Annotated in this window: 10 protein-coding genes; 6 read left to right on the top strand and 4 right to left on the bottom strand. The window is 35.9% G+C overall.

Going from position 1 to position 6,687, the window contains the following annotated elements:
* Window positions 1-272: 272 nt before the first annotated feature.
* Window positions 273-491, bottom strand: a complete 219-nt coding sequence (locus J7E77_RS04330; protein ID WP_207629681.1) for a cold-inducible protein YdjO-related protein — start codon at window positions 489-491, stop codon at window positions 273-275.
* A 46-nt stretch (window positions 492-537) separates the two neighbouring features.
* Between J7E77_RS04330 and J7E77_RS04325 the strand changes: the two genes are divergently transcribed.
* Window positions 538-681: a hypothetical protein gene (locus J7E77_RS04325; RefSeq protein WP_214712622.1), complete on the top strand. Its 144-nt coding sequence runs from the start codon at window positions 538-540 to the stop codon at window positions 679-681.
* 66 nt (window positions 682-747) lie between these two features.
* On the opposite strand, the gene J7E77_RS04320 is transcribed toward J7E77_RS04325, so the two are convergent.
* Together J7E77_RS04320 and J7E77_RS04315 are read right to left on the bottom strand one after the other, a co-directional pair.
* Window positions 748-1,425, bottom strand: coding sequence for an LrgB family protein (locus J7E77_RS04320; protein WP_214712620.1), 678 nt, complete (start codon window positions 1,423-1,425; stop codon window positions 748-750).
* Window positions 1,409-1,801, bottom strand: a complete 393-nt coding sequence (locus J7E77_RS04315; RefSeq protein WP_214712619.1) for a CidA/LrgA family protein — start codon at window positions 1,799-1,801, stop codon at window positions 1,409-1,411. Before J7E77_RS04315 ends, J7E77_RS04320 begins: the two co-directional genes overlap by 17 nt.
* A 184-nt stretch (window positions 1,802-1,985) precedes the next feature.
* On the opposite strand from J7E77_RS04315, the gene J7E77_RS04310 reads away from it, so the two are divergent.
* Both J7E77_RS04310 and J7E77_RS04305 read left to right on the top strand, forming a co-directional pair.
* Window positions 1,986-2,588 carry an SCO family protein gene (locus tag J7E77_RS04310; protein WP_214712618.1) on the top strand — a complete coding sequence of 201 codons (603 nt, stop codon included), beginning with the start codon at window positions 1,986-1,988 and terminating at the stop codon, window positions 2,586-2,588.
* A 377-nt stretch (window positions 2,589-2,965) separates the two neighbouring features.
* Window positions 2,966-4,585, top strand: a complete 1,620-nt coding sequence (locus tag J7E77_RS04305; RefSeq protein WP_214712617.1) for an ABC-F family ATP-binding cassette domain-containing protein — start codon at window positions 2,966-2,968, stop codon at window positions 4,583-4,585.
* A 45-nt stretch (window positions 4,586-4,630) separates the two neighbouring features.
* Here the strand turns inward: J7E77_RS04305 and J7E77_RS04300 are convergent, their stop codons facing one another.
* Complete coding sequence (locus J7E77_RS04300; protein WP_168244763.1) at window positions 4,631-4,762, bottom strand: YuzL family protein; 132 nt, start codon at window positions 4,760-4,762, stop codon at window positions 4,631-4,633.
* Window positions 4,763-4,864: 102 nt separating this feature from the next.
* On the opposite strand from J7E77_RS04300, the gene J7E77_RS04295 reads away from it, so the two are divergent.
* From J7E77_RS04295 to modB, 3 genes are all read left to right on the top strand, one after another.
* Window positions 4,865-5,107 (top strand): YkuS family protein, encoded by a 243-nt coding sequence (locus tag J7E77_RS04295; RefSeq protein WP_214712610.1) that lies wholly within the window; start codon window positions 4,865-4,867, stop codon window positions 5,105-5,107.
* A 120-nt stretch (window positions 5,108-5,227) separates the two neighbouring features.
* Window positions 5,228-6,022 (top strand): molybdate ABC transporter substrate-binding protein, encoded by a 795-nt coding sequence (modA, locus tag J7E77_RS04290; protein ID WP_214712608.1) that lies wholly within the window; start codon window positions 5,228-5,230, stop codon window positions 6,020-6,022.
* Window positions 6,023-6,030: 8 nt separating this feature from the next.
* Window positions 6,031-6,687: a molybdate ABC transporter permease subunit gene (gene modB / locus J7E77_RS04285; protein WP_214712644.1), complete on the top strand. Its 657-nt coding sequence runs from the start codon at window positions 6,031-6,033 to the stop codon at window positions 6,685-6,687.

The following is a 6,687-nucleotide window of genomic DNA, read 5'->3' as shown; positions in this document are numbered from 1 at the left end:
TGTAATGATGATTATTGATCTTATAACTTGTTGATTGGAGCGGACGTCGAGAAGGCTCCTGCGGGAGTACGAAGCAGGGGAGACCCCGCAGGTGCTTAAGCGCCGAGGAGGCTCCCCGCTACGCCCGCGGAAAGCGAAGCGCCTGGAGCGCAAATCAACAAACAAATTAACAAAGACATAAAAAAGACTGCCGGCAAACCCAAGTTTTTCGGATTTGTCGACAGTCTGAGACTGTCATTTATCTATGACAGTCTTTACAAATATATAAATTCTTAAATTTGCGGAAGTTCTCTCATTTCCTGTAGCATTTCATTGCCACACATTGGGCAGAGTAAGTCATCTGCAACAAAATCTTTCCTCATCCAACCTATACACGCTTCATCTATACAAGAATAGATTTCAGTATCAACCAAGATTGTTTCAATTTCTTCTTCTTTTGCTCTTTTACCGTAAAAAATGGGAACCGCCTCCTTTTTTATTAGTATGTACAAAAAAGTGGCTTTTCATTTCCATAAAATCCATAGGAGGGGAAAAATAATGTTTACAAATAAAAACCATTACACAATAGTTGGAACGGATATCGAAGAAGTTAAGAGGTTAAATAGCCAATCTGGCTTAAGTTATAATGAAGTCAAGAAGCTACTTGCAGAAATGTACCTTGATAATAAAAAAGAAAAGTAGAGATTTTTTCTATTTGGATTTTGAAAAAACTAAAGCCTTCCTATTAAATGGAAGGCTTTAGTTTTTCTATATGAAATAAGGAATTAGATATGGTACGATAAACGAAATTAATAAGGCGGCAATTCCCATTGCTGCTCCAGCAACAGCTCCCTGGATTTCTCCCTCCTTGACTGCTTCAGCGGTGCCAATTCCATGTGCTATCGTCCCGATTGATAAGCCTCGAGCAAAAGGATGATGAATTTTAAACATAGTCAGAAGCTTTGGACCAAACATAGCTCCAATCATTCCAGTAAGAATAACAAAAGCAACGATGAGTGATACATTAGCTTTAATTATTTTCCCAATTTCTGTTGCAACTGGGACCGTAACTGACTTTATCGTTAACGAAAGAAGTAGCATTTTAGAGAAATAGAAGCATTTAGCAATAACTAGGGCAGTGGTAATCGTTGTAAATGACCCAATTAAAAGTCCAACACAAGCAGCAACCCTATACTTTGCAATCAAATTCCGATTTTTATAGATTGGCACTGCTAAGGCTACTGTTGCTGGACCGAGCAGGTAAGTCATAATTTTTTTAGCAGGAATATATTCACGATAAGTAATATGTGATCCTACTAGCAGGATAATAATGATGAATGTACTTAAGAATACTGGGCTCGTTAAAGGGGAGGAATACTTTTGGCCAAACCCACGAGATAGTTTATAGACAGCAATTGTTAGGAAAATACTATAAACTGTGATCATGATAATTCACTTTCACCTTTTCTTTTTTCATAATCACTGATTGGGTGGCTTTACCTGCCGATAAAAGTCCAATAAAAGTACTTGTTACAAGGACAAATAAGATAATGACGCCCTTATGTATGAAGATTGGCCCCAATGTCATTAATCCTACGGCAATAGGAATGAAAAAAAAGCTTAAATGTTTTAATAACCATGTGGACGCTACGTCTATTTGTTCGACTTTTATTACACCTGTCCAGAGTAAAACTAAAAGGAGTAGTATACCTATAACATTTCCTGGTATTTGCAAATGAAGAATTCGTGCAATTTGATTTCCAATCTGATAAATCACAATTAATATCAATATTTGACTAGAAAATGTCAGCACTTTTTTCACTAAATCCCCCTCCTTTTCTCTGGAATAAAAAAGTACAATCGGCAATATTCTAAATTTTTAAAAAATATAATCAATAATACTACAGTATAAAGGAATCACTTTAAATTTGCACTAACTTTTGTTCACAAAATATCCATATCTTTTTTCGAATAACTTCTTTATCTTAATGGTAGGAGGGATACATATGAAAAAGATCTATTTAATATGCAGTCTTACTGTGTTTATTGGGATTGCAGCAGGAATTTCTTTCTTTCTCATTCGCGATGCAAATGCGAAAATACCTGCAGAAGTTACCTTGATAGACCAAAACGGTGATTCATATAATTTTGGTAAGGATCATACCAAATTAAAACTTGTTGAATTCATTTACACTCATTGTCCTGATATTTGTCCAACAACCACCGAAAAAATGATTGACTTGAAAAGAGATTTTGAAAAGATTGGCGTTTTTGGTAAGGATATTGAATTTTTAACAATTACCATCGATCCATATCGAGATACTCCCGAGATATTAACTAGTTATATGCAGGGGTTTGAGATAGAGAATAACAAACAATGGTTATTCTTAACAGGAGACAAGCAAAACATAAAAAGGGACCGCCAAGAAATGAAAAAGGTTGCGGATGCGATGCAATTTCAATTTAAAGATCCTGGCAATGGTCAATTCATCCATTCAACCTTTACCTTCCTGGTTGATGAAAACAATAAATTTATCGACAAGTTTCCAATGGGAAAAGACTTTAATAAAAAAGAAGTTTATGACACAGTGATGGATAAATTAGACTAAACAAAAAAGCGATTAGTCCTCTTGGGATTAATCGCCTTTTATTACTTTTTTCTTTAATTCACGGATGAAGGGTATTTTTTTATTTGCTGTAAAGACAAAAGGTAATTAGACTTTGGTTTTGTTAAACTCGCTTTTATACCGGCCTTTTTTAACTTGTTAACGAGTTCAGTCAGTTGATTCTTCGCCATATTTCTCACACCTTCTTTTACTTGCTTCATATCCCAATTCTACATCAAAAATATGAATAAAGTGTGAAATCGGAGAAATTTTTTTAGAAAATTTTTCTTTTAAAAAGAACTTCATCTGAAAGAATTCGCTCTTCTACTATTTTAATGGTATAATCAGTAGATATTTTGTTCTTGGAGGATGTTTTAAATATGATTACTGTAAGTAACGTAGGTTTAAGATATGGAGACCGGAAATTATTCGAAGATGTAAACATTAAATTTAATCCTGGTAACTGCTACGGACTAATTGGTGCAAATGGTGCCGGAAAATCAACCTTTTTAAAAATTCTATCTGGTGAAATTGAAGCACAAACAGGAACTGTTCAGCTCGGACCTAACGAACGGATGGCTGTGTTAAAACAGAACCATTTTGAATATGAAGAGTACGAAGTATTAAAGACAGTTATTATGGGACATACCAGACTTTATCAAGTGATGCAGGAAAAAGATGCAATCTATATGAAGGAAAACTTCACAGATGAAGATGGTATGAAAGCCGCCGAGCTTGAGGGTGAATTTGCTGAATTGAATGGTTGGGAAGCGGAACCAGAAGCTGCTATTCTTCTAAAAGGCCTAGGCATAGGTGAAGATCTTCATTATAAGAAAATGTCAGAGATCACGGGGTCAGAAAAAGTAAAAGTGCTGCTTGCACAAGCTTTATTCGGCAGACCAGACGTTTTACTTCTCGATGAGCCTACAAACCACTTAGATATCAAAGCAATTCAATGGCTCGAGGATTTCTTAATTAACTTTGAAAATACTGTCATTGTTGTATCCCATGACCGTCACTTCCTAAATAAGGTTTGTACACATATTGCCGATTTAGATTTCGGGAAAATTCAAGTCTATGTTGGTAACTATGATTTTTGGTATGAATCAAGCCAGTTAGCTTCAAGATTAACTTCGGATGCTAATAAAAAGAAGGAAGAAAAAATCAAGGAATTACAAGCCTTTATTGCACGCTTTAGTGCCAATGCCTCGAAATCAAAACAGGCTACTTCTCGCAAGAAGCTACTTGATAAGATTACGCTTGATGACATTAGACCTTCATCTCGCCGGTATCCTTTTGTTGGATTTACACCAGATCGTGAAATCGGGAATGATTTGTTACGAGTCGAAGGTTTAACAAAAACTATTGATGGTGTAAAAGTTCTTGATAACATTAGCTTTATCGTCAATAAGGGTGATAAAATCGCTCTTGTCGGAACAAATGAGGCAGCTAAGACAGTGCTGTTTAAAATTCTAATGGGTGAAATGGAAGCTGATAGTGGTACCTTTAAATGGGGTATTACCACTTCACAGGCTTATTTCCCTAAGGATAACTCCGAGTATTTTGAGAACAGTGAATTAAACCTTGTCGATTGGCTTCGTCAGTTCTCACCTAAAGATGACAGCGAAAGCTTTTTAAGAGGATTTTTAGGTAGAATGCTTTTCTCTGGTGAAGAAGTCCTGAAAAAAGCAAGTGTTCTTTCCGGGGGAGAAAAAGTTCGCTGTATGCTTTCTAAAATGATGTTAAATGGTGCGAATGTCCTCCTTCTTGATGAACCAACTAACCATCTAGACTTAGAATCGATTACGGCTCTTAATAATGGTCTAATTAACTTTAAGGGCTCGTTGCTTTTTGCGTCCCATGACCATCAATTTATCCAAACAATCGCCAATCGAATTTTCGAACTAACGCCAAAAGGCTTAGTAGATAAGCAAATGAGCTATGATGAATACCTTGAAAATGATGATATTCAGAAGCAAGTTGCACAGATGTACCAATAAATAATTAGACGGCACCCACGGTCTGTAATGTGGGTGCCTGTTTTTTTAGCTTTTTTTCTGTTTTCTTCTTGATGATGGTTCAGTCCGTGAACCTGTTTCGGTTGTAGTTGTTCCCTGACCTTCTACTTGCGGGGAAGCCAACCCGATTGTCGATGGATCCTTTTTACGTTTTCCCATTTTTGTACACCTCCCCTATTAGTTTTTGGATGATTATAGCTACTTATTCCGAATAATTACGGTAAAGTTAGGCAAGATAATTTAGAGGAGGAGGTGTTTTGTATGGCAAAAATTGGTGTGGAACAATCTCTTGCACAAGTTCAACAGGCTTTACGTGAAAAAGGACATGATGTGATCGAATTAAAGCAAGAGTCGGATGCTCAGAATTGCGATTGCTGTGTGGTTACAGGACTAGATTCAAACGTAATGGGAATGCAGGATACCTATACAAAGGGCTCAGTTATTGACGCAAGCGGCCTGTCTGCTGACGAAGTATGTCAACAAGTCGAAAGTAGACTACAATAATCATCAGGTTATTTTTCAAAGACTAAAGGATTCACTTTAGTCTTTTTTTATTTCTCATCTTTAATGATTAATTCTATTTGATATAATGATTTATGAGTGAGCTTTGAAAGGACGTATTGTATGAAAAAAAAATGTTTAATCTGGTTTTTTATAATCACTATGGTGTTTCTTCCCGCATGTTCAACTAGTCTTTCTGAAAAGGATACTGATCAGACTAAGAAAAGTGAAATTACCATTTCGGCCGCTGTAAGCCTTGGCGATGCATTAAATGAAATTAAGTCTCAGTTTGAAAAAACAAATAAACAAATTACCCTATTGTACAATCTTGGGGGATCGGGTGCATTAAAGCAACAAATCATCCAAGGGGCTCCTGCAGATATATTTATCTCTGCTTCTAAAGATCAATTTGATGATTTATCAAAAAAGGGCTTAATTGCTGAACAGAAACAAAAAGATTTATTAAGTAATCAAATCGTATTAATTACAAATAAAATGAATCCAGCACCTTTAAATAGTTTTCAAGATTTGAAAAAAAGTGGAATAAATAAAATTGCTATCGGAACTCCAGAAACTGTACCAGCTGGAATGTATGCAAAACAAACTTTGCAGAATCTCGATATTTGGGACGGATTACAATCAAAAATAATTCAAACAAAAGATGTTCGGCAGGTTCTTACCTATGTAGAGACGAAAAGTGTCGATGCTGGAATAGTCTATCTGACAGATTTAAAGGTATCTGAAAAAGTAAAGGTTGTGGCAGTCGCTGCGGAACAATCTCATGATCGAATCATTTATTCTGCAGGTATAATCAAGTCATCTGAAAAGAAGAAAGAGGTCTCTCTATTTTATGATTATTTACAAACTCCTACGGCACGAGCGATATTTAAAAAATATGGTTTTAAAGTATTGGATTGATCTTTTTGATGCAAAGTGAATTCTGGTCCCCCATTATTTTATCGCTAAAGGTTGCGTCTATTTCTGTTACCTTAGTGTTTGTGTTTGGAATCTTATTTGCTAGATTACTATCAAAAGGACTCTTTAGGGGAAAAATGCTCATTGAAATTTTTCTTTTGCTTCCTATTGTATTGCCTCCTACAGTGATTGGATTTTTACTGATATTCTTTTTTGGTGGGAATAGTCCAGTTGGATCAATAATAAATAAACTATTTGATAGTTCCATTATGTTTACACCTTTTGCGGCAGTGATTGCCTCAACCATTGTTGCTTTTCCCTTAATGTACCAAACGGTAAAGATTGGTTTTCAATCTGTTGATAAGGGAATAGAAGAAGCAGCAAGAGTTGATGGTGCAAACGAACTGAATGTATTTTTACTTGTAACCCTGCCATTATCTACAAGATCAATTATTACGGGCCTTATCCTTAGTTTTGCAAGAGCACTAGGTGAATTCGGAGCAACCTTCATGTTCGCCGGCAATATTCCCGGAAAAACACAAACTGCTCCCACCGCAATTTATATTGCAATGGAATCTGGGAACATGAAATTAGCCTGGCTCCTTGTCATATCGATGATTATTATCTCATCCTTAATGTTACTTGCTACCAATGTAACACAAAAATAG

The sequence above is a fragment of the Bacillus sp. ISL-77 genome, assembly GCF_018613105.1.
Note: the sequence above shows the minus strand (reverse complement) of the source record. Positions and strands in the feature narration are given on the sequence as shown.

What these genes read in the sequence shown, in the direction of transcription:
- J7E77_RS04320 (WP_214712620.1), bottom strand. Translation starts at nt 1,425, where the DNA reads ATGATCACAGTTTATAGTATTTTCCTAACAATTGCTGTCTATAAACTA.
- J7E77_RS04295 (WP_214712610.1), top strand. Translation starts at nt 4,865, where the DNA reads ATGGCAAAAATTGGTGTGGAACAATCTCTTGCACAAGTTCAACAGGCT.
- J7E77_RS04325 (WP_214712622.1), top strand. Translation starts at nt 538, where the DNA reads ATGTTTACAAATAAAAACCATTACACAATAGTTGGAACGGATATCGAA.
- modB (WP_214712644.1), top strand. Translation starts at nt 6,031, where the DNA reads ATGCAAAGTGAATTCTGGTCCCCCATTATTTTATCGCTAAAGGTTGCG.
- J7E77_RS04305 (WP_214712617.1), top strand. Translation starts at nt 2,966, where the DNA reads ATGATTACTGTAAGTAACGTAGGTTTAAGATATGGAGACCGGAAATTA.
- J7E77_RS04310 (WP_214712618.1), top strand. Translation starts at nt 1,986, where the DNA reads ATGAAAAAGATCTATTTAATATGCAGTCTTACTGTGTTTATTGGGATT.
- J7E77_RS04300 (WP_168244763.1), bottom strand. Translation starts at nt 4,762, where the DNA reads ATGGGAAAACGTAAAAAGGATCCATCGACAATCGGGTTGGCTTCCCCG.
- modA (WP_214712608.1), top strand. Translation starts at nt 5,228, where the DNA reads ATGAAAAAAAAATGTTTAATCTGGTTTTTTATAATCACTATGGTGTTT.